The 23,678-nt window shown below is 59.0% G+C and carries 23 protein-coding genes; 7 read left to right on the forward strand and 16 right to left on the reverse strand.

Annotated elements, in window-relative coordinates; translation table 11 throughout:
• The first annotated feature begins 252 nt into the window (after positions 1–252).
• Together BUA38_RS09675 and BUA38_RS09680 are read left to right on the forward strand one after the other, a co-directional pair.
• Complete coding sequence (locus BUA38_RS09675) at positions 253–1,008, forward strand: YoaK family protein (protein WP_244553226.1); 756 nt, start codon at positions 253–255, stop codon at positions 1,006–1,008.
• Positions 1,005–2,678, forward strand: a complete 1,674-nt coding sequence (locus tag BUA38_RS09680; RefSeq protein ID WP_072817726.1) for a SulP family inorganic anion transporter — start codon at positions 1,005–1,007, stop codon at positions 2,676–2,678. Before BUA38_RS09675 ends, BUA38_RS09680 begins: the two co-directional genes overlap by 4 nt.
• A 1,262-nt stretch (positions 2,679–3,940) precedes the next feature.
• On the opposite strand, the gene BUA38_RS09685 is transcribed toward BUA38_RS09680, so the two are convergent.
• From BUA38_RS09685 to BUA38_RS09725, 9 genes are all read right to left on the reverse strand, one after another.
• Positions 3,941–4,384, reverse strand: a complete 444-nt coding sequence (locus BUA38_RS09685; RefSeq protein ID WP_072817727.1) for a hypothetical protein — start codon at positions 4,382–4,384, stop codon at positions 3,941–3,943.
• A gap of 15 nt (positions 4,385–4,399) precedes the next feature.
• On the reverse strand, positions 4,400–5,314 hold the full coding sequence (locus BUA38_RS09690) for a DUF2950 domain-containing protein (RefSeq protein WP_072817728.1): 915 nt from the start codon (positions 5,312–5,314) through the stop codon (positions 4,400–4,402).
• Positions 5,311–6,879 (reverse strand): DUF3300 domain-containing protein, encoded by a 1,569-nt coding sequence (locus BUA38_RS09695; RefSeq protein ID WP_072817729.1) that lies wholly within the window; start codon positions 6,877–6,879, stop codon positions 5,311–5,313. The genes BUA38_RS09690 and BUA38_RS09695 overlap by 4 nt, the downstream gene beginning before the upstream one ends.
• Positions 6,880–6,959: 80 nt before the next feature.
• Positions 6,960–8,240 (reverse strand): PAS domain-containing sensor histidine kinase, encoded by a 1,281-nt coding sequence (locus BUA38_RS09700; protein ID WP_244553227.1) that lies wholly within the window; start codon positions 8,238–8,240, stop codon positions 6,960–6,962.
• A gap of 81 nt (positions 8,241–8,321) precedes the next feature.
• A complete protein-coding gene (locus BUA38_RS09705; protein WP_072817730.1) occupies positions 8,322–8,618 on the reverse strand; it encodes a hypothetical protein in 297 nt (98 codons plus the stop codon).
• Between the two features lie 56 nt (positions 8,619–8,674).
• Positions 8,675–9,415 carry a DUF2092 domain-containing protein gene (locus BUA38_RS09710; protein WP_072817731.1) on the reverse strand — a complete coding sequence of 247 codons (741 nt, stop codon included), beginning with the start codon at positions 9,413–9,415 and terminating at the stop codon, positions 8,675–8,677.
• A 105-nt stretch (positions 9,416–9,520) separates the two neighbouring features.
• Positions 9,521–9,898, reverse strand: coding sequence for a hypothetical protein (locus tag BUA38_RS09715; RefSeq protein WP_083587528.1), 378 nt, complete (start codon positions 9,896–9,898; stop codon positions 9,521–9,523).
• Between the two features lie 64 nt (positions 9,899–9,962).
• Positions 9,963–11,192, reverse strand: coding sequence for an HlyD family secretion protein (locus BUA38_RS09720; protein WP_072817733.1), 1,230 nt, complete (start codon positions 11,190–11,192; stop codon positions 9,963–9,965).
• Entirely contained in the window at positions 11,185–11,652 is a 468-nt protein-coding gene (locus BUA38_RS09725) for a hypothetical protein (protein ID WP_072817734.1), read from the reverse strand. The genes BUA38_RS09720 and BUA38_RS09725 overlap by 8 nt, the downstream gene beginning before the upstream one ends.
• A gap of 151 nt (positions 11,653–11,803) precedes the next feature.
• Here BUA38_RS09725 and BUA38_RS09730 point away from each other — a divergent pair, with 151 nt between their 5' ends.
• Together BUA38_RS09730 and ppk2 are read left to right on the forward strand one after the other, a co-directional pair.
• Positions 11,804–12,259 (forward strand): hypothetical protein, encoded by a 456-nt coding sequence (locus BUA38_RS09730; protein ID WP_072817735.1) that lies wholly within the window; start codon positions 11,804–11,806, stop codon positions 12,257–12,259.
• Positions 12,259–13,062, forward strand: a complete 804-nt coding sequence (ppk2, locus tag BUA38_RS09735) for a polyphosphate kinase 2 (protein ID WP_072817736.1) — start codon at positions 12,259–12,261, stop codon at positions 13,060–13,062. Before BUA38_RS09730 ends, ppk2 begins: the two co-directional genes overlap by 1 nt.
• 27 nt (positions 13,063–13,089) lie before the next feature.
• Here ppk2 and BUA38_RS09740 read toward each other — a convergent pair whose 3' ends face one another.
• The 4 genes from BUA38_RS09740 to BUA38_RS09755 form a co-directional block, all read right to left on the reverse strand.
• Positions 13,090–13,524, reverse strand: a complete 435-nt coding sequence (locus BUA38_RS09740; protein ID WP_072817737.1) for a hypothetical protein — start codon at positions 13,522–13,524, stop codon at positions 13,090–13,092.
• A 22-nt stretch (positions 13,525–13,546) separates the two neighbouring features.
• Positions 13,547–14,002 carry a hypothetical protein gene (locus tag BUA38_RS09745; RefSeq protein WP_072817738.1) on the reverse strand — a complete coding sequence of 152 codons (456 nt, stop codon included), beginning with the start codon at positions 14,000–14,002 and terminating at the stop codon, positions 13,547–13,549.
• A gap of 98 nt (positions 14,003–14,100) precedes the next feature.
• Positions 14,101–16,848 (reverse strand): beta-eliminating lyase-related protein, encoded by a 2,748-nt coding sequence (locus tag BUA38_RS09750; protein ID WP_072817739.1) that lies wholly within the window; start codon positions 16,846–16,848, stop codon positions 14,101–14,103.
• 162 nt (positions 16,849–17,010) lie between these two features.
• A complete protein-coding gene (locus BUA38_RS09755) occupies positions 17,011–18,621 on the reverse strand; it encodes an MASE4 domain-containing protein (protein ID WP_072817740.1) in 1,611 nt (536 codons plus the stop codon).
• 294 nt (positions 18,622–18,915) lie between these two features.
• Between BUA38_RS09755 and BUA38_RS09760 the strand changes: the two genes are divergently transcribed.
• Positions 18,916–19,821: an alpha/beta hydrolase family protein gene (locus BUA38_RS09760; protein WP_156898471.1), complete on the forward strand. Its 906-nt coding sequence runs from the start codon at positions 18,916–18,918 to the stop codon at positions 19,819–19,821.
• Complete coding sequence (locus tag BUA38_RS09765) at positions 19,821–20,426, forward strand: invasion associated locus B family protein (RefSeq protein ID WP_072817741.1); 606 nt, start codon at positions 19,821–19,823, stop codon at positions 20,424–20,426. The genes BUA38_RS09760 and BUA38_RS09765 overlap by 1 nt, the downstream gene beginning before the upstream one ends.
• A gap of 11 nt (positions 20,427–20,437) precedes the next feature.
• Here BUA38_RS09765 and BUA38_RS09770 read toward each other — a convergent pair whose 3' ends face one another.
• A complete protein-coding gene (locus tag BUA38_RS09770; protein WP_072825991.1) occupies positions 20,438–20,812 on the reverse strand; it encodes a response regulator transcription factor in 375 nt (124 codons plus the stop codon).
• Between the two features lie 227 nt (positions 20,813–21,039).
• On the reverse strand, positions 21,040–21,678 hold the full coding sequence (locus tag BUA38_RS09775) for a response regulator transcription factor (RefSeq protein WP_072817742.1): 639 nt from the start codon (positions 21,676–21,678) through the stop codon (positions 21,040–21,042).
• Between the two features lie 576 nt (positions 21,679–22,254).
• Here BUA38_RS09775 and BUA38_RS09780 point away from each other — a divergent pair.
• A complete protein-coding gene (locus tag BUA38_RS09780) occupies positions 22,255–22,926 on the forward strand; it encodes a helix-turn-helix domain-containing protein (protein WP_072817743.1) in 672 nt (223 codons plus the stop codon).
• A 4-nt stretch (positions 22,927–22,930) separates the two neighbouring features.
• On the opposite strand, the gene BUA38_RS09785 is transcribed toward BUA38_RS09780, so the two are convergent.
• A complete protein-coding gene (locus tag BUA38_RS09785; RefSeq protein ID WP_072817744.1) occupies positions 22,931–23,365 on the reverse strand; it encodes a potassium channel family protein in 435 nt (144 codons plus the stop codon).
• Positions 23,366–23,678: the final 313 nt, after the last annotated feature.

Consider the following 23,678-nt stretch of genomic DNA (forward strand, 5'->3'; position numbering starts at 1 on the left):
GAACGTCAGCAAATTCGGGCCACGGTTGGCGAGCCGGCGATTGTATCAACATCGCCAGAACGCCAAGAAGATGGCGTTTGTCGGAACATTCACGTAGCGCCAACTCAGCGCCGCGATCGAGAGTGGGTTGGCGCCGTATATTTTCGACACCCCAGAGGAGGCATCCGCGCATTTCGCATCCGTACGGGAGTCGGCCGGGACATTGTCAGTTGGTCCAAAGCGCGTCTTCGTGCCTAAAATTCCGGGTATCGATTGATTCAGATCAAGCCCGCCGTTGGCGAATGCCGCGTCTATCGGCCGATGAGCTCAACCGTATCCTCACTGCGTGCCGCTCCGCCTGGGCGCCCCGAAGAAGGCTTACTGGTCGCCCTGAGTTTTGCCGCGGGCTATGTCGACTCCTACACCTGGATCATCCACGGTGTTTTGGCCAACGTGCAGACGGCCAACCTGGTGTTCTTGTGGGTGAATGCCACGGCGGGGCAATGGCAGCAAGCATTCCAATTCGTCCCACCGCTGTTCGCCTTCATGATCGGGGTCGTAATCGCCTCACGGCTTCAGCGAGCAGCCGGTGCTCGAGCCGGCCAGCTTAGCCTGCTTGTCGAGGTCGCGATGCTGATCCTAATCAGCGTCCTGCACAACCGTGTACCGGAGGTTGTGGGCACACTTGGCATCTCAATGGTCGCCGCCATGCAGGCATCGATTTTCACCAAGGTCGAAGGCTCGGTCTACAGTTCAGTTATGATCACAGGTAATTTGCGCCAGGCGATAGACGGAGCTTTCGCGCTTGTAGCCGGAGATCCGCAACACGGGCTGCTGCGAAAATCCTGCATCTACATGGGCGTTTGCACCATGTTCGGAACAGGGGCGGCTGCCGGCGCCTTCGTGACGGAACGGGTGCCAACGCTCACCCTCATCGTTCCGATTGCGGCGTTGCTGCTGGTCCTGTTGATCTGCGCAAGATGGCGCTCGGTTGAAAATAGCGTAGGGCTGATCAGGAGGCGACGGTGACACTGAACCCGCCTGGATTGTTTCCGCCCGCCCAGTGGCTCGCAGAATACCGCGCTTCCTGGCTGGGCCCGGACATTGTCGCAGGTGTAACCCTTGCTGCCTATGCGATCCCGGTCTCGCTCGCTTATGCGACGCTCGCGGGCTTGCCGCCGCAGATCGGGATCTATGGCTATATGCTCGGCGGCATTGGCTACGCGTTGCTCGGCTCATCCCGGCAACTCGCAGCGGGCCCGACCTCTGCGATCTCGCTGATGATCGCGGCAGCAGTCGGGCCGCTGGCCGCAGGAGATGCGGTCCGCTATGGGCAAATTGCCAGCCTCGCTGCCTTTGCGGTCGCGCTGCTCTGCCTGATCGCATGGCTGTTCAGGCTTAGCATGCTGGTCCGCCTCATCAGCGACAGTATCCTCGTAGGCTTTAAGGCCGGCGCAGGGCTCACCATCGTCATGACACAACTGCCAAGCCTGTTTGGGGTCGCGGGCGGCGGCCGCAATTTCTTCGATCGAGCGGTCAAGCTTGCCGGGCAGCTCGGCGATATGCACGTGATCGTAGTGGCGATTGGCCTTGCAGCTATCGCGCTGTTGCTGCTTGGCGCACGTTTCTTGCCGGGAAAACCGGCCGGGCTCGCTGTTGTCGTCTTGTCTATCCTTATTGCGACAGTCTTCGGGCTGCCAGGATTGGGCGTTGCCGTCACCGGAGAAATACCGAAAGGGCTGCCGAGCGTTGCGATGCCTACCTTTGGCTTGCTGGAATTCGACGAACTGTTTCCGCTGGCCGCTGGCGTCCTCTTGCTCGCCTATGTCGAAGGAGTTTCCGCGGCACGAAGCTTTGCTGCCAAGCATGGCTGTCCACTCGACGTGCGGCAGGAATTCTTGGGACTTGGTGCGGCCAATCTGGCGGTGTCGCTCGGTCATGGCTATCCGGTCGCGGGCGGGCTGTCGCAATCCGCCGTGAATGACCAAGCTGGCGCGAAAACGCCGCTCGCGCTCGTCATCTGCTCGATCACGCTCGCGGTCTGCCTGGTGTTCCTGACCGGTCTGTTGACGAATCTGCCCAAGGCGGTGCTGGGGGCCATCGTCTTCACGGCGGTCTACAAGCTTGTCGATGTTGCGGCGCTCGTCCGCATGTGGCGAATCAGCCGGATCGATTTCTATGCCGCCGCTATCGCGCTGCTCTCGGTACTGCTGCTCGGCATTTTGCAGGGCATTTTGCTGGCAGCTCTCGCCTCGATCTTCCTACTGCTGGCGCGCGCCTCGCAGCCGAATGTCGCGATCCTAGGCCGATTGCCGGGAACCGGCCGCTATGCCGACCGAGCCCGGAATCCGGATGTCGAGCCGCTCGTGGGCATTATCGCATTTCGTCCTGAAGCCTCGCTGCTTTATATCAATGCCGAAACCATCATGGAGACAGTTCTAGCAAGAGTTCGTGCGGTGCCGGACGTTAAACTCGTCGTCTGCGGCCTCTCCTCTTCGCCGTTCATCGATTTGGCGGGCGCTAAGATGTTGCACGACCTTCATTCGGAGCTCGCCTCGATTAACATCGCCTTCCAGATCGTCGGCGCGCGCGGGCAGGTCCGCGACGTCCTGCAAGCAGATGGTCTCGCGGAAAAGACCGACAGCGCCAACTGGACCAGGCGAATGGATAGTTTGCTTGGTGATCTGAAGCTCAGTTGATTTTGCTGGGAGGTATGCCGCGCGATCGATTGCCTGCGCTTACGCAGCGCTGCTCTCTGATCCAGGATGTACTTGCCAGCGGTTTCTCCGTCGCATGAATTTGGTGAAGATGGAAAATTCGACGAATCTGGTCTCAACGCCACCGCCCCGACCACAGGTAAACTTTGCGACCTTGCCAAACCTTCGACCGGACCGAGGTCGATTGGTCGCAGCGGCGCGAGCGTCGATGGCTTCAGGCCTCTGCCTGTTTGTAGGTTGGTGCTGGACAATCAGGGGGCCGGCTTAACGGCCAGTCTTGGCGCCTTTGCTGCGCTCTACGGCAGCGAACGCCCCTACCGCAACCGCGCGTTGCGACGGGCGTTAGTACAGCCACTTCGGACGTCAACCAGTTGCTTGTAGCACGTGCCTCGACACGATGATTGGCTGCGAAGTCGGACTGGCCGTCCTGCTCGCTCGAAACTCGATTGATCCAGATCAAGTTCTGAGACGATTGGCAAATAAGACTGACCGCGTTGTGGCCCATGATGAGAAGCCACCATGAACCCGATTGTAACTTCAAGGTCTCTGGCAAGAAGTATCGATGGCGTTTACCGCGACGGCAGTTCTAGCCTCGTTAGAGCGCAACTAACGAGAAGATTGTTGCATGTCGACGAGCTGAGCAGCTCTAGTGAAAACATGTATGCCTTCGAAAGCGGCGATATTTCTTCATATGAGCACGCCGCGCGTCTCTATTCCGAGACAGCCAGGAAGACTACCAACCAGAAAACGAATACGTTTGTTGTGATCGCTTCACTCTGCGTAACCTCAATACCCGCAATGATGCGGACGTTACTTTGAATTGCCCAGTCTTGCATCATTGCCTCGGTCAGATCAGTACGCCGCATCTCGCGTGAGCCTAGGACAAGCAATCTCGACGTTCCTCAAAGCTGGAGTGAACCAATGGCTGGGCTTCGCCGGTTCTGGCATCGGCGGACTGATGACTGCGGGCGCTGGTGTAGCAGCATGGATTGCCGCCCAAAGAAGAAGGCGCAGTCAGGACCGAGCCCCCCTTTCCGGCGATCTGCGTAAGCTGATAGCTGCGGTGGTTTCGAAAGTCGGGGTTGCCGGTTTGGTTGCAGTTCGGTTTGGCGCTGCGGGTTTCTTCAGTTGTGAAGTGATACGCCGCCGTGGGACTGCTAAGCACAATCCCTGTCAGAGACATTGTTCAACGACCAACATCGCCTCACGGGTCCGCCGAACGCTTCGACCCCGGCTCGCGCGCTTCAATTTACAGGCTGTGCAAATTCGATCCTGATGCCGGTCAGATTGGCTGCAACTTCCAGGCCCGCCCTGATGCCCCGCAGTGTGATAATCACACCCTTGCCATTCACCAACTTCACGCCGCCGCCTCCCGCGACCCAAGCCCCGCCAAGGCCAACCGCAGAATAGGTCCCGCCAAAGTCGGGCAATCGGTGCAGATTAGAGGCCTTCCCATAGAGCCGCGTGGAGGATACACCGGCCGTCAGACCTAAGCTCAGACCGGAGACCCTAAAACGATAGTCTCGCCCATGATAACTTAGCACCCCGCGACCGAATCCGGCTCCGACAATCAAGCCACCTTTCAGGAACTCGACCTGAACGTGACCTGTAGTGGCGTGAGATGGCCTCGTCAGGCCAACGGAGGCCAGCAGCATCACAAAAGCAATTTTTATGAAGTATTTGCCCATCGGAATCTCTCGCTGTTATTGCCGGCTCGTAACGTCGACCTTCTTCCAGGTCTGGTCCGGATCAAACGCCGTCATGCGTTTGGCGTAGTCATAAGTCCATCTTCCCAAGTCCTTTTCGTAGACAGTGCCGGTGTGATTGACCATGAAAGTCATGACGCCGGAATTGCCGTATTCCGCTGGATAGGCGATCAGCGCGAAGCCGCCGATCATCTTGCCGTTGACCACGTAGTTGAGAGCACCGCCAGGTGCGCCCGATCCTTGCGCCTTCAGGATTCGATAGTGATAGCCGTGATAGGGCGCGCCCTTCCCTTCGAGCTTGTATCCCTCGCTTGAGGCCTCTGCCGCAAGTTCGCCGAGCGGGCTGGCGTCAAGATCATCTTGCCAGAACAAGCCGTCTTTCTTGCCGGGACTGCTGACAATGCGTTGGGCGTAAACACCGGCGCCTTGACCGCGATCTTTCTCGGCGTATTCGTTCTGGGCGTCTACAAAAGCGAGGCAAGTCTGGATCGTATCCAGCTCGTTGCGGCCGATGCGGCGATAGAGAATCTCGAGACGGCCGACCTTGGTATCAAACTCCCAGCCGCTTTTTGTGTTGTACAGTGGAATCGGAAACGGGAAGTCGTCGTCCCCGACGATGAGGGTGGCTTTCTTGTTTCCTTCCGCCTTGATCGAATGCTTGGCGTCGTAGGCGCTCGTGAAGCGTTGCCGCATTTCGGCGTCAGCAACCTCGTCACCCGACGAGACGATGTCCTCGGCGTCATAGCCGAGCACCTTGAAGATCGCCCGGTTCGTGCCACTCTTGACCGCATCGGCGAGCGCAGCCGCAGCTTGTTGGGGCGAAGAAAACGACTCCTGCGCCTGGGAGGCTTGGGTCAGGATAGCCAGAGCCATGATCGCGGGAACGGCGGCTCGATAGGTGAGCGTGATCATGGGTGCACCTCCGCGGGAATCCTCGCGCCGCCGGCAAGCCAGTCGCTGTAGCTGCGGAAGGTAAGACCAAGCTTTTCGTAATGGACTCGGAGGAATCCATCGTTACCGCGGGCCACAGCCGCCGGCATCACATTCTCGACCTCTTGCGCTATCACGCCGACATAGGCCTTGTGACTACCGATATAGCTGAAGCGGTAATAGCCGAGGCCATTTTCGAGATGGCCGAGCAGGACCACATCGTGTTTCAAGGCGAGGTCAGAACGCCGCCCGCCTCCGCCGCGACCACCGCCGCCACCGCGGAATCCTCCACCACCGCCTCCACCACGAAAACCGCCTCCTCCCCCGCCTCCACGGAAACCGCCGCCGCCAGCGCTGGCGAAGCTTGCCCGGCCGCGCGCTGAGGCCGCAGTCGCCGCTCTGCCCGAGGATACATTGAGGCCACCTCCCCCGCCGCCTCGCGACCGGTTGGCCGCGGCGGCGCGGTTGCCGCTTCCACCTTGCTTGGCTCGGTTGCCCGCGCTGCCGCGATTTCCGCCACGATCCGCCGTGTTCGCTCGATTGCCGCCTCTATCACCACGATTGCCGGCACGGTCGCTGACATTGCCGCCGCGATCGCTGGCGCCCGGACGGTCCCTTCCAGGGTTGAGCACTTGCTGGCCGCCTTTACCGCGGAAATCCATCCGGTTACTGGCCCCGGCGCGAAGGTTGTTGTTGCCGAAGCGCTGCTGAACGTTGGCGTTGTTGTAGCGAACGCCTTGGCGGTGCGCCGTATTGTGCTGCCAAACGTTGGTGGTGCGATGGTTCACATAGACGTTGCGGTTGCCCCAGTTGCAGCCGCCGCCCCAGTAATTGCCCCAGCGGCCGATCGCCCAGGCCGTACCGAAGGCGATGCCCGCCGCGATCGCACCGGCACCGATATAGGCTGGATAGCCGAAATAATAGGGGGGATACGCCGCATAGGGCCACGCGCCATAAACCGTCGCGGGCTCGTAGTAGGGAACATACAACGCGTTCGGATCGGTCGGTTCGATGACGATGACTTGCTTATTCTCCTGTTGCGTGACGATGACCTTCTGCTGCTTGTTCGAGGATAGTTTGTTGTTGCCTCGCGCCTTTTCGCGCAGCCGCTGGATTGCGTCCATGAGGTCCGCCTGCTGCGCAAGCATGGCGTCGCCGAGACTCTTCGTCCAGTCGAGCTTGTCGCTCATCGTATCGAGCACGGAGGGCGTCGCAGTCAGCGCCTTAACGCTGTCGTCCCACGATTTCTTGTCGACTTCCCCCTTGAAAGCGTCTCCCTTGAGATCCTTTTTCTCCTTGATCCAGCGGTCCGCCTCCACGACTTCGAGCGGATAGGTCGCCGCCGCCAACATGTTGGCAAGGAGAGCGTCGGGATAGAGCGCAATCGGGGCGACCAGCGCCTCAAGCTGTTCGGGCTTCAGCAAGGCCTGGTCGGATGTCGGTGCTGCCGTAGGTGATGCCACCGAGGTGGGCTGCTGAGCAGCAGCACCGACAGCAGTTGCGACCACGATTGCCAATGCCAACAACACACTTCCGCGTTGCACCATAGTTCTTCTCCCTTAAGACACATGGCTGCAGCCAACACCGGCGACAGGGCAGAGCTTTGATCAAGATCAAGGGTCGGCCGTCATGCCCATTTCACGCTTTCTGGTTCACACTCTGGCTTCGACCTGATCTTTCGCGGCAGAACCAGCCGGACGGTCGTGCCGACGCCAGAGCCGCTCGTGAGCTCGAGCTGTCCTTCGAGGCGGTCGACCACCATGCTGTGCACGATGTGCAGACCGAGGCCGGTCGCGCCTTCGTGGCGGCGGGTGCTGAAGAACGGATCGAAAGCGTGGCGCCGGATTTGCGGACTCATGCCACATCCGTCGTCGGAAACCACGATCTCGATATCGCCTTCTCCGACCGGGCCTGCCCTGACGGTGATCGTCCCTTTCCCGCCATTCGGAAATGCGTGCATGATCGAATTAAGAACAAGGTTTCTCACCACCAATCCATAAGGGCCCGGCAGGCTGTCGATGACAAGATTCGGCTCGCAGCTGACGTCGAACATAAGTCCCTGCTTGCGCGCTTCTGGTAGCAATGCGACCAGGGCCTGTTCGGAGAGTTCACCGACGTCAAAGCATCGCCGTTCCAGATCGCTGCGGTCAGCGGCGACCTGCTTGAACGACTGTACCAGTTCGGACGCTCGAACAAGGTTTGCGACAAGCTGGAGCGCGGCGTCGCGTACCCCGCCGAGAAATTCGTTCAAGGCCGATCGCCTGATTTCGCCCCGTTCAACTTGGCTGGCAAAGACCTCGTATCGGCGCTGCAGTGAAGATGCGACTGTCAGGCTGATTCCGACGGGACCGTTGATCTCGTGTGCGACGCCCGCAACCAGCCGTCCGAGCCCGGCGAGTTTTTCCGCCTCGATCAGGGACGCCTGCGTTTCGCGCAGGTGCCGTAGCGTTGTTTCCGCGATCTCTCGCGCGCGGCACATCTCCTGTTCGCTCCGCCTACGCGCAGTAGTTTCCTCGGCAGCAACGTTGACGGCAACGATCTCGCCGCTTGGTGAGCGCAGCGGATGCCAATAGGTGGTCCAGAAACGCTCTTCAGATTGACCGGTTCGCTGCCCCGCCACCTCGATGCCGGTGACCGGCTCGCCTGTTTCCATAATCGAGCGGACGATTTGCTCGACGCTGTCGGCGAGCGCCGGAACGCAATCGCGTACCGACCTCCCAAGGTGATCCTCAACGGAGATCCCGCAGATTTCGGTCAACCGTTGGTTGATCTGGAGGTAACGGCAGTCCGGTGAAAGGCAGGCAAGACCGATCGGCGCTGTGTCATAAATGAGCTGCAACGCCGGCTGCGGAAAAAGGAGCACCTCAGATTTGAGAACAGCCGGCTGGCTGACCGTGGTCGTTGCCACTGAATGCCTCGCTCTCAATACCTAGCCGCCACCTCCAGAATCGTGATCATCGAAAAGTCACCCGCGCCTTGTGCGTCGCGGCTAACATCTCGTGACCACTTGTCCGTAGGCATTGGTCACCTGGACACAGCCGGGTCTGGTCGCATAGTAGGTCGCCCCGGCCGCAGCCGCGGCCGCCGCCGTGCCATAGACGGCGCGGCGTGTGGTCCTCCGGGCGACGCCGGCATAGCTCATCGGCGTGAGCGGGCGCCCGATCCGCGCTTCAGCGGCCGAAACAAGGCCGCGCTTCACATCCGCACTGCCATTCCAGAGAAGCGCTCCAGCGAACAAGGTCACGGCGGCGGCAATGAGGATCGTTCGATGCATCGAGAGGTTCATTTCTTTGCTCCTGCGGCTGTGCCCGGGGGGATTTCGTCAAATTCCGTCATGACGTCTTAATCGAGACCCACCTTTGTTGCGCCTTCCGGCGCATTAAAGGTGAAGGCATCGGCGTCCGCGATCGGATCGGTCTTCCAATCTTTGATCCGGAGCGTGTATTGCGGCGCGCCCGCGAGCGTCTTGCTGGTGATTACATATTTCCGCGGAATGGGCTGTGCCCCAACCTGAATCCAGATCTGCCAGTCCGTGTCGTACCCGCGAAACGCAAGGTGTTCGCATTCAACTCCGTCGACGACACCCTGGCCGATATGCTCGCTTTCCTCGACACCTGACGTCATTTCGTCAAAGGCGTTGGAGAGCAATAAGTCCATCCCTGGAAGTGCCCCGCCGGTCTTGTCCTGAATGGCCTCTATCAGGTGATCAACCGTGCCTGGAATATCCGCCTGCACATACGCCTTGGCATTGTTGCCGTAGAGCGACACGGTCTTGCCGTCAAAAACTAACTCGACATCGGCGTAGCCGCCGGTCCGTCTTACGCGAAACTTGTCGGGCCGCGTCATTTTCAACTGCCCGGAACTCGTGAACTGGATCTTCTGTAGTTCGGGCGTAAGAACTTCGATGTCGCTATCGAAGCTCGCTGTGATTGATTTCTGGGCGGCGGTATAATCCGCCATGGCCTTGAGCAGAGCTCCGGAATCATCAGCTCGCGCGTCGGAGCACGCCGCCGCTGCCAGTACGACGACTGAACCAGTCGTTGCGAGAGCGCCGATCACGGTACGAAAATTTTTTACGTTCATGTCGATCCTCCTTAGGTCGCGCTCGCAATCTGCGAGGTGCCACACCATCAAGGCTTGATATAAGTCAAAGGTTCATGCCACAGGACCTGCGAACCGCCGGCCTGCTCAGAGCCGGCAGCGGTGGTACTTCACAACCATGCCCTCGACGCCCGGGAATACACGGGCGATGTTGTCGTCATCGACAACTTGCAGTACGAACTGGACGTTGGACAACATGATGTCGGTCGCGCAACCGGCGATTAGATTGAGACTCTGCCCATCTTCCTTGCGAGACTTGATCGTGCATTTGACGAACTTGCCCCTGAGCCGATCCCGCTCGATGATGAATCCACCACCGTAAACACCCGGGAATTCAGTGAAATCGATCTGACTGGCGCGCCCTCTCCGCACGAACACCTTTTTGCAGTTTTCTGCATCAGATGCCCAGGCGCCGGTTAGCTCAACGGCGGCGGCGAGTTCGGGCAGGATGAGGCTTACGATCATCGCAACCCACGACGCCTTTCGAAAACCTGTCATGCGTCGTTCCTTCGAAACGAGATGAAGCGCATCAGTGTCCGCTCAGCACCAACGTCTTGATCGGCAGCAGCAGTGCCTGGATCCGCAGCAGTAAGGCATGCACGAGCCCTACGGCATCGACCGCGTGCAGGATGAAGCCTTTGAACGCGCCGGTTTCCTTCGACGCGATGATCTCGTGATTGCTGGTATAAGCGTTGACGATGCAGCTGCTGCCAGCCGTCACATCAGCCAGGCCACTCTTCTCGAGAGGCTCCAGGAAGACCAGAATCGTTCCGGGCTTCGCGGCGCTCGCATCGATGAGCTGCTCACCGCCACGGAACTGCCCGGCCGCGATGTAATCCTGCACGCTCGTGATGACCATCGGGATGATGGTCCAAGGCAACGAAGTGCACGCGGCTTCCGCGACCATTCCAGGCTTTAGCACCTGCGCCTCGATCTGTCCGAATCCAGCCTGCAGTCCTCGCTGGCCCGCTCCTTCCGGAATCAAGATGCCGGCCGGCCTCATCAACGGGTTTACGACGTCGCCGGGCCGGAGCAAGAATTGCTCGACCCGCCCGTCGACACCGGCACGTATGCTGGTCTTGTCCAGCTCGACCTGAGCCTGCGCGAGTTCGGCCTCCGCGCTGGACTTTGATGCCGGCAGCAGCGTCGATAACTGGATCTCTGCTGACTGCTTCGAGGCGGCGGCAGCGTCGACGGCGCTCTGCCGGCCATCAGCGAGGACCTGCAGTTTCTCGATATCGCGCTGCGGTACGATACCAGGGCTGCGCCGCTGCAATTCGCTCTTCACGTCCAGCTCGTCCTTGGCCTGCTTGTAATCGCTGTTGGCCTGCTGGAGCTGGGCTTCAGCCTTGACGATATCGACCTTCGCATTGACGAGTTGGGCGTCGACTTCGATCACCTTACGCTTTGCGGTCTCGACGGCAGCCCGCTGCTTCGAGCTGTCGAGCGTGAACAGCACGTCGCCCTTCTTGACGGGCCCGCTGAAGTCGACCTTTACTTCGGCGACACGGCCCGAGCCTTCGGGCACGATTGGAACCGTCCGAAAGAACAGCGCCGCCGATGTCGTCGACGGGTGGAAATAGAAGATCATGGTGATAAGCAAGACCGTCAGCATCACGCATCCGGTGATGCCCCACCGAAGCTCGTACCACATCGAGAAGAGTGTAATCTCGGTGCCGATCCGCTTTCCCTGTACATAGCGACGATAAAGATAGTCCGGCAGCAGGGTAAACATTGAACAGAGCATCAGCTCAAACATGACTACCGACCTCCTTCGCGTGGGCGCTCATCTGCTTGGGAGGGACATTCGCAGCTTGGTTGGATGCCAGAGCCGCTTGCGCGGCCGCAGCTTCATGCCCCGTCGCGCCGGCGCCTTCGGAATCCGCGATCTTCTCGACCGAGTCGGCGATGCTGGTCAGTGGCGTGCTGAAGTCAGGCAGGTCGATCAGAGCGAGTAGGAGTCCCGCGATCCAGAAGATGTGGATGTGGGTGAAGAGCGCGATCAGGCCAAGAACGGCGACGATCTCGAGTTGCAGTTTTTGTCCCTTGTGCGCCATCCGCTCCGGCAGCGAGTGCAAGCGCAGGTAGACGTTGCCAACACCGAGTATTGCCAAGATCAGAAAGATACCCATCACGATCATCAGGACATCCGTCTCGCCGGGCTTGACGACATAGAACGGCATATGGTGCGGCATCATCGGATGGAGCTGGTCGGTCACTGCATCTCTCCCGCCAACGGACTACCCCGTTGCGCGGGACGGTGCGACCTAGCGCCAGACGAGGCTTGATCTGGATCAAAGGTAGATGTCTTCGCGCGGCCGTAGCTTCAGAGGGCAGGAATGGTGAATTGCCCGAAGTTCAGGAGCTGCCATGCCCAACAAAATCGATGAACTGCTGCCGACCGCAAAGGAAATCCAGAAGCAGGCCGCCATCAAGGAGGCGGAAAAGGCCGACCAACAAGCCCGGCTTATAGCTGCGGCCGAGGCGGAAGAACGGGCATTGATCGAAAGCCTAAGCAAGCCCTCAGGCCTTTCGGAGGACGATAAAATCAGGCTGGCCGCCACCGTCATCCAGCGCGCGGTGCGAAATGGCCTCAGCGAGGTCCAAGTGTACCGCTTTCCTAACTCGCTATGCACGGACCGCGGCCGCGCCGTCAATCAGCAGGAGCCGGGCTGGGAGAAGACGCTTACGGGGATTCCGAGGGAGATCTTCCAGCTCTGGTCCGACTACCTGAAGCCCCGAGGCTATCGCATCAGATACCAGATCGTCGATTTCCCTGGGGGCATGCCCGGAGACATTAGTATCGTCATCGTCTGGGGCAACTGATGTCGGGCGAGGAAGAGGCCCCGTCGCGGATGAAATATAAGATTTACGAGAAAGAGCTACGCAAGCTCCAGGTCGAGCTCTGCCGCCTGCAGGAATGGGTGAAGGAGAAGAAGTTCCGAGTCATTATCCTGTTCGAAGGACGCGATGCCGCCGGCAAGGGCGGCACGATCAAGGCGCTCACCGAGAAGGTCAGCCCGCGCGTATTCAGAGTGGTGGCCCTGCCGACCCCTTCCGACCGCGAAAAGAGCCAGATGTTCGTGCAACGTTATATGCAGCATTTCCCGGCTGGCGGCGAAATCGTCCTTTTTGACCGCAGCTGGTACAATCGCGCCGGCGTCGAGTACGTCATGGGATTTTGTTCACCGGAGGAGCACCGGCGCTTCCTCGCGCTTTGCCCGCAGATCGAAAAATACATCGTCGATGCAGGCATTATCCTCATCAAGTTCTGGCTCGAAGTTGGCAAGGAAGAGCAGGAACGGCGATTCAAGGCGAGGATCGACGATCCATTGAGGCAATGGAAGCTTAGTCCGATGGATACCGAGTCCTATCGGCGCTGGTACGATTATTCACGTGCTCGCGATCTTATGTTCAAGGCCACGCACTCAAAGCACGCGCCGTGGACCATCGTCCGATCCGACGACAAACGCCGCGCGCGTCTGAACTGCATCGCGCACGTGTTAAAGACGATTCCTCACAAGAAGGTCTCGCGCGCCAAGGTGCGGTTACCCAAACGGTCCGGCAAAGGCCGCTATGATGACCAAGCAGGCCTGCGCCGGATGAACTTCGTGGTAGAGCGCTATTGATGCCCCCGAGCCCGATCTCCGTTTCGCTCACTGGAGCGCAATAGTGACTCCGCCTACGGCAGCCGACACTTCGACGCCGACCTTGCCGCCAGCCAGCTCCAGGACGACGCCCTTCTCATTCTGCAAAGCCACGCCGCCGGCACCTGCCGCCAGCGCCCCGCCGGCACCAATCACGCTGTAGTGCCCCTGAATGTCGCTCGGACTACGGAGATTCAGCGCCCTGCCGACGAAATTCGTCGTAGACGCACCGATCGAAAATCCGACGCTCATCCCCGAAACTTGAAATGGATAGCGATGGCCACGAAAATGCAATACGCCGTGACCACCGCCGACACCCACGATGAAGCCGCCTTTTGTAAAGACGACACGGACCTGGCCGGTTTCCGCCCTTGACGGCGACGCTGTGCCGGCCGCCAAAAGTACGAGTAAAGCTGCTCCGAGTCCGGTCAGATAACTTCTCATGGGTGTTCCTCCAGGTTTGACGTCAGTCCGGGGTCGAACGGGATTGATCCAGCGTGATCACCACTTTGGTGATATTGGCGGACACTTCGAGGCCGCCCTTGAAGCCCTGCAAACTGATGGTGACGCCCTTATCGTTCCTGAGCTGCACGCCGCCAAAGCCGCCGACGAGGGCTCCGCCCGCGCCGACCACACTATAGGTTCCGGAAAAATCGCTGAGTTCTTTCATGTAAGCGGCGCGTCCGACGAACTTGTTGATCGAAGCGCCCGCCGTGAGGCCGAGGCTCAGCCCCTGGACCGTGAACGGATAGTTGCGGTGACGGAAGGTCAGAACCCCCTTACCGCCGCCGGCGCCGACGACGAATCCTGCTTTGGCGACGGTGACGCGGACGGTCCCTGTGATGGCATGCGATGGCGCTGCCGCGCCGACAGCAACGGCGAGCATCACCCAGGCGATCCGTCTCGCAAGCCGTTTCCTCATGTGTGCCGATCTGCCGCTAACTCCAACTCCACAATGAAAAGGAGAGTCGGATTCGCCTCGAGATAGAGGAATGAGCCATGCATAGTTCATCTCTTCCCTCATTCCGCTGCTGGCCGAAATCTGGCCGCTGGCGGACGGCGATCACCGAATTTGGCTAATGCCTCAGGATGCACGAGCTTCAGACCCTGCACGGCGTTGTAGCCGTGGATCTCCTTCACATCGAGCTTACGCATGAAGTCGATGGTCTCCTGGGTAATGACCTGACCGGGTACCATGATCGGAAAACCGGGCGGATAGGGAATGACGAAGCTGGCGGAGACCAGATCGGGACCATTCTTCAGGCGCCGGTCGATCTCGGGATCGTTCAGGCGGATATACTCGCATCCCGCTGCATCGTAGGCCGCAAAGAAACCGCTGCGGATATCACCTTCATTGGTTTTCTCGCCGGCGTCGCCGCGGAAGCCGTCATGGAAATGAGAGAAGTTCGGCAGATCGGGCACGTCTGTCATCAGGCTCTTGACCCGCGCGTCGAAGGCCTTGATCGCATTCGCGCCGCCTTGGGCGAGATCGCACTCGACCTCGCTGCAAATCTCTGCCAACACCCGAATGAGGTGGGCTACGTCGCTCCGGGTATTGTTGATGTTGGACTGGATCAGCACGGAATTGCGCGAGGTCTTGTTGACCTGGATTCCGTACCGCGTGGCCAGAAGGCCCTTGAACTGCGTGCCATCGAACGCGGCAGTACCGCAAACCAGCGTCAGGCGCGTCGGGTCTAAACAGAATTCGTCTTCCTTCAGGCTGCGCAGGACCTGGCTCCAATTGGCGCCTTGCGCGAGGTAGTCGGTGAAGCCGCTCGAACGATATTCCGCTGGCACCATTTTGTCGGCGCCAAGCACGCTGAAATACTTGGAGATCAGCGAATTGGAAGCGACGGCCTTGCGGATCGCGAAGGCGATCTCGATGGCGTTGGCGACGAGGCCATAGCCTTCCAGTTCCATCTGCCGGCGCGCGACGTCAAGGCTCGCGATTAGCTGCTGGTTTGGGCTTGTCGAGGCATGAGTGAATACAGCCTCCTTGAATTGCGCCTCCACGGTGTGGAAATCCACGTCCTTGACGAACAGCATTGAGCCCTGACGGATCGCGGACATCGATTTATGCGTGGAATTGGTCTGATAGACGCGTAGCCGAATCTGGCGCGGGTCCGGCAACAGCCTCGTGTTCAGCAACGTTTCATTGGATGGATTGTCACCGAGCGAGGCACGATGCTTCTCGTAAGTCTCGATCGATTTGGGATCGTTCATCCATGCTTCGATGTCGTGCGCCGCACCCATGGCGGTACGCGGCCGTAGGAACGGCGAAAAGCGCGCGAAGCCGAACCACGCTTCGTCCCACAGGAAGATCAGGTCGGGCTTGATCGCGAGGCACTCCTCCATCACCCGGCGCGTATTGTAGATGTGGCCATCGAAGGTGCAGTTGGTCAGATCGACCATCTTGACCCGGTTCAATCGGTTTTCGGCTTTCAGATTCAGGAGAGCCTGCTTGATGGTCTTGAGCGGGACCGCGCCGTACATCGAATATTCCGTCATCGGGAATGCTTCTACGTAGAGCGGCTGCGCACCCGAGAGCACCATGCCGTAGTGGTGCGACTTGTGGCAGTTGCGATCGACGATCACGATGTCACCTGGTGACAGCAACGCTTGCACCGCCATCTTGTTGGACGTCGATGTTCCGTTGGTGACAAAGTAGACCTGGTCGGCGCCGAAGGCGCGAGCAGCCTTGTCCTGCGCCCTTTTTATGTTACCCGTGGGCTCGAGAAGGCTGTCGAGGCCGCCTGTGGTGGCACTGCTCTCGGCAAGGAACAGGTTCGGGCCGTAAAATTCGCCCATGTCGCGGATCCAGTCCGACCTGAATACGGACTTGCCGCGCGCGATGGGGAGCGCATGGAATGTCCCAATCGGGCGCTGGGCATATTTCTTGAGGTTGTCGAAGAATGGCGTCTCGTAGCGGTCCTGCACGCCTTCGAGGATCGCAAGATGCAGTTCGAGCAATTCCTCCACCGAATAGAAGATGCGGCGCGCGACATTGGCCTCCGGGTTACCTGCCAACTCCTCTACATTCCGGTTTGAAACCAGATAGATATCGAGCTCGGGTCGTATTCGCTTCAATGTCTTGGCCAGCGCCAGCGCAGAGTCGGACGTCTCCTTTTGATCCATCGAAGCCATGAGCGCGCGCAGCACCGGTGCATCGTGCCGGGAACGCAGCCCAAAACCCTCGTTGACGACGACGGCGCCGAGGTCCGGATTGAGCATGGCGGCGCAGAACGCGTCCTCGAAACTGCCGACGAAGACTGGCTCGTGGACGAAAGCATCAACCGAACGCCGCAACTTGCGCCACTCGGCAGCCAAATGTGACCAACTGGCCGCAGGCAAACCGGTGACGACCAGCGTCTCAAAATACGGACGGCGTGTCGTGGTTTCACCGAACCCTGGCGGCAGCAATTCCGGCATCTCGGCCTCGGCATCGGGATGCACGTCCCAATCGCCGGCATGCTGCCGGAACGACCGCGTGTTCAACGCTTGCGAGATCCGCGTTGTCAGCGCCAGTAAACCGACCGTGTCGCTCGCAGCCGCCCGCTCCCTCAACTCCGCCATCAGGCGCGAGCCCGGATAAGCGTGAAACTCCTCGATGACCGCGACCTGAGATAGCAACTCTTCGAAGCTAGCGCGATCCGTCGAACCTGCAGACCATGATTTGGCCGCCTCCACCAACGAGCGCCAATCGTCGGCCCTCGCGCCGGGGCCGGAAAAGAACTGGTCGATCCGCCGTTCCTGTGAAGCTTGCGCCATTGCCGTCTCCCAATCTGCGATTTCGGGCGACGGTAGTTGGCGCCATGCGATCCGAGTCTTGATCTAGATCAAGTCGAGCAAATCGGTGCCTATCGCTCCTCGCGGTATTTGAGTCGACATGCGGAGCCGGATGACGACTGACGAAGATTTAGTGTCGCACCGCTAACCGCCGGCTGGCAAGGTGATTTCAAAGGTCGAGCCGCGAGAATCCGAATTGGCAAGCCGCAACTTGCCGCTATGATTCTCGAGAACTGTGCGACAAATGGCGAGCCCGAGACCCATGCCCGCCGGTTTGGTCGTGAAGAATGGATCGAATATGCGATCGCGGTCTTCGAGAAATATCCCGGTGCCGGAATCTTGAACGGACAGCAAGACGGTTGAATTTGCAGCGCGGCGCGCCGCAAGCCGCAAAAACCTCTCTTCAGGAGCAATCTGATTCATGGCCTCAATAGCGTTCTTGACCAAGTTCAAGACCACCTGTTGCAATTGCGTAGGATCAGCAAGGACTGGCGGAAGATCATCCTCCAAATCGGTTGCCACGGAGATTTCATTGATCTGCAGATCATGCTGCACCAACCTGAGCACCTGTCGGGCCACATCCTCGACGCGCATCATCTTTCGTTGATCGACTAGCGTCTTTGTGGACAGCGCGCGAATAGCAGAGATGACTGCACCTACCCGATGGCTGGTAGTCTCAATATCATCGAGAATGTTCTCCAGATCGGCCAGGACAGGAGGCTCCGCACGAAGCTGACTGAGCGCGGCGCTGGCATTTAACGCGATCGCAGCAAGTGGAGTTCTAAGCTCATGAGCCATTGCGGCCGTGGCCGCCTCGACGCTCATGAGCCGGTTGCCCCGCTCGCGCCTCTGCAAGGTGAGCGCGTTGGCTAGACGGGAATAGAGAAACGTCATTTCGGTGAGCAATACGCCCAATAACATGCAGCTTGCAACGAGCGAGAAGCACCGCGCGGCGTACCAACCGATAGAGAAGCGAACCGCGCTGACGACCGCGGCCAACAGAAAATTGGGTATCCAGGCGAGCAACGTGACCATGAGCCAAAGATCGAGGATAGTGCGCTGGCGGAAAAGCAATGCCGCCAGTGCGGTCCCTGCCAGTGCACACAGCATCAAGTTGACCTGAATAGCCAATCGAGTCTGAAGCGTCACGCTTTCCCTGTAGAGTTCCGGCAGATATTCGGTAGCCTGCGTCACGCACCATGTCAGTCCCGCCATCAACACGAACGACAAGATTATTGTGAACGCAGCCTTGGTCTTGGCCGACCCGCGCGTCGGCGCAAATTTCCAATCCGCATCCTTCGATAACGCGTAAGCGAGCACCGCCGCCAGATACGTCGAATGCCAGAGCACGAAGAACCAGGCTGCGCTGTTGTGGCCGTCCCCAATCAGGCCGGCCGGGGCATATGCCCCCGGGAATGCCAATGTTTGTAGAAAAGCAAACGAGCCACTAAACAGGTAACCGCAAGAGAGCACCAGGAGAGAGGGATGCGGCTGTATCGCGTATTGGGTAAACAACAGGCTTGCCGTGATAAGATCCGCCACGCAGAGAACGCTCTGCAGGACCGGGACGAAGCTGTCGACGCGAGCCGCCTGAATGTGGGCAAACGGCGCAATGACCACGGCGACTACCGACAGGAAAATCACGACGCCTAGCGCCGTTTTCCGCTGTGCTGTGGTGGCGGGCATCGCGGCAATCACGATCGGAAATTCAGAATCCGATTCTCTGGCGATCCCCCCCGCTCCGTTCTCCGACATCAGGCCTGCCCTCTTAGGTCGACAGGATTAAGGTGCACCGAAGGTCCTCGGTTAAGCAAGGATTCGCAGAGCCTAATCTTAGTCGGTGGCCAGACCCCCGTGCTTGGCGTCGCCGTCCCCTATGCCGTCAGCAATGTGGTGCTGACGATGCTGGGTCGCCTGATCGTAACTCTGACGTTAGCGACTTGATCACACGCCGAGCACTTGATCTGGATCAAGCGAGGTGCCTCCGATCCGCTGAAGCCTTTCGCGATCATTGGCCCTTATTCGGCGATCGAAGTCCGGGTGGAAAAAATGATTCGATCCTTCTGCAGGTCCGCCGCCATCGTGGCGGCCGTGGCGCTCGCCCTACCCGGCGCTGGCCGAAGCGCCGACGATCCAACGCTGCGACCGATTCAGGAGGAAGTCTGGGCGCTACCCCTGATCCTTCCCACGATCGCCTATGTGGTTCGTCCGGTCGGGCCGGGGCCCTTTCCGCTGGCCGTGATGAATCACGGCGTGTCCCTCAACCCGCGTGATCGCAGCTTCTTCCCGTTGGTCGAGTTCCGCGATGCCGCGATGTGGTTTGCACGCCGAGGCTACATGGTCGTGGCGCCAAGCGGCTCTGGATACGGCGCAGGCGCCCTCGACATGCCAGAGCGCGGGCTGTTTTCCGTATTCTATTCGAAGATCGGAAGCTGCAATAACCCGAACTTCAGGGATGCGGGAATGGCCACCGCCTTGCTCGATCAGTGGATCATCGACTACATGACCGATCAGAAATTGGCCGCTCCCAATAGCTCTATTGTCATCGGCCAGTCGGCGGGAGGCTGGGGTACCATCGCCTTGTCGAGCCAAAACCTGCCTTCGGTGAAGGCGCTGATAGTATTTGCCGGCGGCCGCGGCGGCCGCGTCGGCGGCAAGCCCAACAACAATTGCGCACCGGATAAACTGGTCGACGCGACAGGCGGATTCGGCCGCACCGCACGGACACCGATGCTGTGGATCTATATCGAGAACGACACGTTCTTCGGACCTGACTTATCCAGGCGAATGTTCGACGCTTACACCGGCGCCGGTGGCAATGCCGAATACCACCTGATGCCGCCTTTCGGCAGCGAGGGGCATTTTTTCATCGATTCACCCGATGCGATTCCACAATGGTCGCCTTTAGTCAGTCAATTTCTCGACGCGCGTCGTGAGCGCGACGGAGGTGGCTGATGCGGGATTGTTGCCATCAGAAGTCCATTTCCTCGATAATCGTGGCGTTGCTGAGCCTGCCGATGTCAAACTTCGTCGCCCATGGGCAACAGGGCACGCCCGCAGAACCCGTCGGCGTGGAAACAAAGATGGAATTTTCCCTCCGCGGTCAACGCGATGCGCGCGCAATCAAATACGGCGACTGGCGAAAATTCTGCTTCCAGACACCCGGTGCCAAAACGGTGTGCCGCACCACCATCAGCGGCAAGTGGGAGACCGGCCAATCGGCGGTCCGGGTCGACTTTATCGAGCGTGAAGGCGAAGACGCAGCCCGTTTACAGCTCTTCCTGCCGGTGGGGCTTTATCTTCAGGCCGCCGCTAGGCTCACGGTCGACCAGGGCAAACCTTTTCGAATTCCCTTTGTGTGGTGCCTCACTAACACCTGCATCGCCGGGGATCGAGCCAATCCGGCGCTGATCCGGCAAATGGAAACGGGGCAGCAATTGAAGCTTGAAGTGGCGGACACAAACTTACTGAGCGTCAGCACGATGCTCCCGTTAAGCCAGTTTGCCTCGGTCCGCAAGGCAGCCGCAAGTCGCATCTTCAAGCAGGAAGTCGACGAATAATCCGCCCCTCGTTATGCAATGCCAACGGATGCCCGCTCGATGGGCTCGATCAGAGATTTGGCCGCGAACGGCTTGGTGAGATAGGCGAGGCAGCCGGACTCGATCGCAGCCATTCGCGTGACCGGATTGTCCTTGCCCGTGATGTAAATGACCGGCAGAGAAATTCCAGCCGCCTTTAAACGATGGCGGAGTTCGATCCCGGACGCACCATTGAGGTTGATGTCGAGGACGATGCAAGTCGCCTTTGCGAAATCGTCGTTCTTTTGAAACGCCTCGGCCGAAGAAAACGATATGCTGTCGTAGCCATGCTCTCTCAGGAGCCGTTGGACACCTCTGAGCATTCCCGGGTCGTCGTCGACCACAAAGACGAGCTTTCGCTTCGACAAGTGCGCTGGTCCTGTTCTGCCGACGTGCACCCGCCTGCACGGCCCCGGCTTCCACGCCAACCAAATCGTAGTCGATTCGTTCCGCCATCAAACAGGCGATCCTGGAATCATTCTTTTGGTTCATCTACATTACGCCAAACTGAATTCCAATTGTTCTCTGGGACAATAAGGAAGTGGCTCGTGGCGGCCACTATTCCCGCAACCGTGAAATGAGGATCAAGAAGGCCTCAACTATTGCGGCCTTCGACGTCAGCGCTCGCCAGAATGCCGAGCCGTTCGGCCAAGGACACGAGTTCGGCAACGGACTGCACCTTCATTTTCTCCATGACGCGGTGACGGTGAGCCTTGATGGTGCGCTCTGTTGCACCCAATAGTTGCCCGATCTGCTTATTAATCTTGCCCTGCACGACGCAATCCAGAACCTGGCGTTCGCGCGGCGTCAGTGTCGCGAGCAATTCATGAAGTGCGTCGAACTTGCGTTTCGCATCGCGCGAGGTCTCGTAGTGAGCCATTGCCTGCTCGATAGCGCGCAGCAACTGCCCTGACGATACCGGTTTGGTCAGAAAATCCTCCGCGCCCGCCTTGATGGCCCGCACGGTCGTCGGTACGTCGACATAGCCTGTGAGGAAAACGATCGGCAAGATCGAACCAACCAGTGCGAGGCGATCCTGAAGCTCGGACCCGTTCAGATCCGGCATCCGCACATCCAGCAGAATGCAGCCCGGTTTGTTTTCATCGGGCAGATTGTCGAGCAATTGCTGGGCTGATGGATAGGTTGCGACAGCATAACCAGCTTGCCTCAGGCGCCGCTCGACGGCAGTCCGAAACGACGAGTCATCATCGACGACATGAACCGTTTGCGCCAACTTCCCCTCCCAGTGCGTACCCAGCGGCACTAATCGCCGAAATACTAAATCGCCCTTCGGGATGGTTTCCTTCCCCGATCTCCTCGCCTTTGTAAGCGTGAATATTAGTTGATGCGATGAACAGCCCTATTCGTGTCGCCTACGGCTTGATGGTGAAGAAAGAATCAAGAATTTTGTCCCGTTTTTCAGCTTCCGACCCGAGTCCGAAACCAAAACATTTGTTGCGGAGTCACTGCTCAACTGAATTCATCCGATCATCTGAGGAACGATCTGATTTCGCGAAGACTAGCATGCGAGCGTATCGGTTAAAATGTGCACCCTATGGTATATGCGCCAGTCTAGCTGACCCTTCTGACGTCGCGCCCGTCTATCGCTTCTTTGAGCGCATCGCCCTTCGGACCATGTCCTTTGGGACAATGTCCTTTGGGACAATGTCCCTTGAGGCAATAGTTCAATTCAACCTCGTGGCGTAAGACAAACATCGGAGGAGTAAGCCGTCGCGTCAGGGTCCAACTGACTTATGTCAGACGCACTTACCCATGGAAAAATATTGTTGGCGAAACAGGGGGATGATCCATGTTTCTCAATCTCAACGCCACTCCCTCGAACAAGCCCAGATTTCTCGGCGAACTTAGCAATGTGTCGCCGGCCGAGATCGCGCTCAGCGAATTCAAGTACCGCGCAGGTGCGGAAGTATTCGGGGAGGCGGAGCCAGCCGAATACATCTATCAGGTAATCGACGGCGCAGTTCGTTCTTACAAGCTTCTCTCAGACGGCCGGCGACAAATTGGCGCATTCCACCTGGTCGACGACATATTCGGCCTCGAGAATGGCGGTGTACATCGGTTCACTGCCGAAGCGATTGTCGACACCAGCGTGCGACTGGTGAAGCGCGTAAGCCTTGCCCATGTCGCCGAAAGCGATGTGAGTGTCGCTCGAGATCTCCTCAATATGACGGCCACCAATCTGAAGCACGCTGAAGACCACATGCTGCTGCTTGGGCGAAAGACCTCTCTTGAACGCGTGGCAGCGTTCCTGTTGGAGATGGATCACCGCCTGACGGCAACAGGTGTCATGGCGCTGCCAATGTGCCGCCGCGACATCGCGGACTATCTCGGGCTTACGCTGGAAACGGTATCGCGCGCTCTTTCGATCCTTCAAAGCCAGGGCATTCTCGGCTTCCTGGGTCAGACCCAGCGTCAGATTGTCCTGCTGGACCGGCCGAAACTTGCCGAATTGGACCTCTAGCTGGTCACGATGACGCAAGGGACGCGGGCAGACCGACGGTCTTGCGCAGCACTTCGAAGATGACCGCGGTCGACCAGCCGAATAGCAGGACGCCATTCATCGCGGTCATCGGCCCCAACAGACGCCATCGGGCCACTGGCGTGATGTCGCCATAACCGAGCGTGGTATAATTCACGAAAGCGAAATAGGCGAGATCGGCGTCTCCAGGCGTGACATTGAGCACAGCATAGGAAGCCGACCAGACGAAAACTTCCAGAGTGTGCGCAAGCATCAGCAACAGCACTGTTGCAATCATCACACCGACCAGATGCAACGATGGAAAGATGCGGCGCTTTGCCGCCGAACTCCGTGCCACCCGGATGGTAGCGACGGTGAGCCAAGCGTGAATGACGATGTTGATTAAACCTATGAACAGACCCGTAACGACTTGAAGTACCATAGTTGCCACTCATTGCTGTCGCGCTGGAAACAGCCGGTAATATTGCCAATCGTCGAGATTCTGTGATCGGCGCGGCGCCAGGCAGCTACCGAACCCACAAACGGAAATATCCGGAGAACGCGGGATCCATCGCATGTCCGACGCCGGGACGGTAACCGGCCTTCAAGTTTCCCTTCCTGCTGTGCCTCCATCTATGCAGCTCGCGATGGCCCGAGCGGCAAGTCCGGATCGCCCGGGCATGACGCGGCGGGCCATAGCCGTGCCGCATACAACGTCCGCCCCGCGTCAGCCCAACCCTTGATGCAAATCAAGG

Source organism: Bradyrhizobium erythrophlei (genome assembly GCF_900142985.1).
In the GTDB taxonomy this organism is placed as follows: domain Bacteria; phylum Pseudomonadota; class Alphaproteobacteria; order Rhizobiales; family Xanthobacteraceae; genus Bradyrhizobium; species Bradyrhizobium erythrophlei_B.

Coding starts and splice junctions, on each gene's coding strand:
- BUA38_RS09685 (WP_072817727.1), bottom strand. CDS start 4,384: ATGGGCAAATACTTCATAAAAATTGCTTTTGTGATGCTGCTGGCCTCC.
- BUA38_RS09690 (WP_072817728.1), bottom strand. CDS start 5,314: ATGATCACGCTCACCTATCGAGCCGCCGTTCCCGCGATCATGGCTCTG.
- BUA38_RS09745 (WP_072817738.1), bottom strand. CDS start 14,002: ATGAGGAAACGGCTTGCGAGACGGATCGCCTGGGTGATGCTCGCCGTT.
- BUA38_RS09710 (WP_072817731.1), bottom strand. CDS start 9,415: ATGAACGTAAAAAATTTTCGTACCGTGATCGGCGCTCTCGCAACGACT.
- BUA38_RS09760 (WP_156898471.1), top strand. CDS start 18,916: ATGATTCGATCCTTCTGCAGGTCCGCCGCCATCGTGGCGGCCGTGGCG.
- ppk2 (WP_072817736.1), top strand. CDS start 12,259: ATGTCGGGCGAGGAAGAGGCCCCGTCGCGGATGAAATATAAGATTTAC.
- BUA38_RS09780 (WP_072817743.1), top strand. CDS start 22,255: ATGTTTCTCAATCTCAACGCCACTCCCTCGAACAAGCCCAGATTTCTC.
- BUA38_RS09730 (WP_072817735.1), top strand. CDS start 11,804: ATGCCCAACAAAATCGATGAACTGCTGCCGACCGCAAAGGAAATCCAG.
- BUA38_RS09750 (WP_072817739.1), bottom strand. CDS start 16,848: ATGGCGCAAGCTTCACAGGAACGGCGGATCGACCAGTTCTTTTCCGGC.
- BUA38_RS09715 (WP_083587528.1), bottom strand. CDS start 9,898: ATGATCGTAAGCCTCATCCTGCCCGAACTCGCCGCCGCCGTTGAGCTA.
- BUA38_RS09740 (WP_072817737.1), bottom strand. CDS start 13,524: ATGAGAAGTTATCTGACCGGACTCGGAGCAGCTTTACTCGTACTTTTG.
- BUA38_RS09765 (WP_072817741.1), top strand. CDS start 19,821: ATGCGGGATTGTTGCCATCAGAAGTCCATTTCCTCGATAATCGTGGCG.
- BUA38_RS09695 (WP_072817729.1), bottom strand. CDS start 6,879: ATGGTGCAACGCGGAAGTGTGTTGTTGGCATTGGCAATCGTGGTCGCA.
- BUA38_RS09720 (WP_072817733.1), bottom strand. CDS start 11,192: ATGTTTGAGCTGATGCTCTGTTCAATGTTTACCCTGCTGCCGGACTAT.
- BUA38_RS09755 (WP_072817740.1), bottom strand. CDS start 18,621: ATGTCGGAGAACGGAGCGGGGGGGATCGCCAGAGAATCGGATTCTGAA.
- BUA38_RS09705 (WP_072817730.1), bottom strand. CDS start 8,618: ATGAACCTCTCGATGCATCGAACGATCCTCATTGCCGCCGCCGTGACC.
- BUA38_RS09785 (WP_072817744.1), bottom strand. CDS start 23,365: ATGGTACTTCAAGTCGTTACGGGTCTGTTCATAGGTTTAATCAACATC.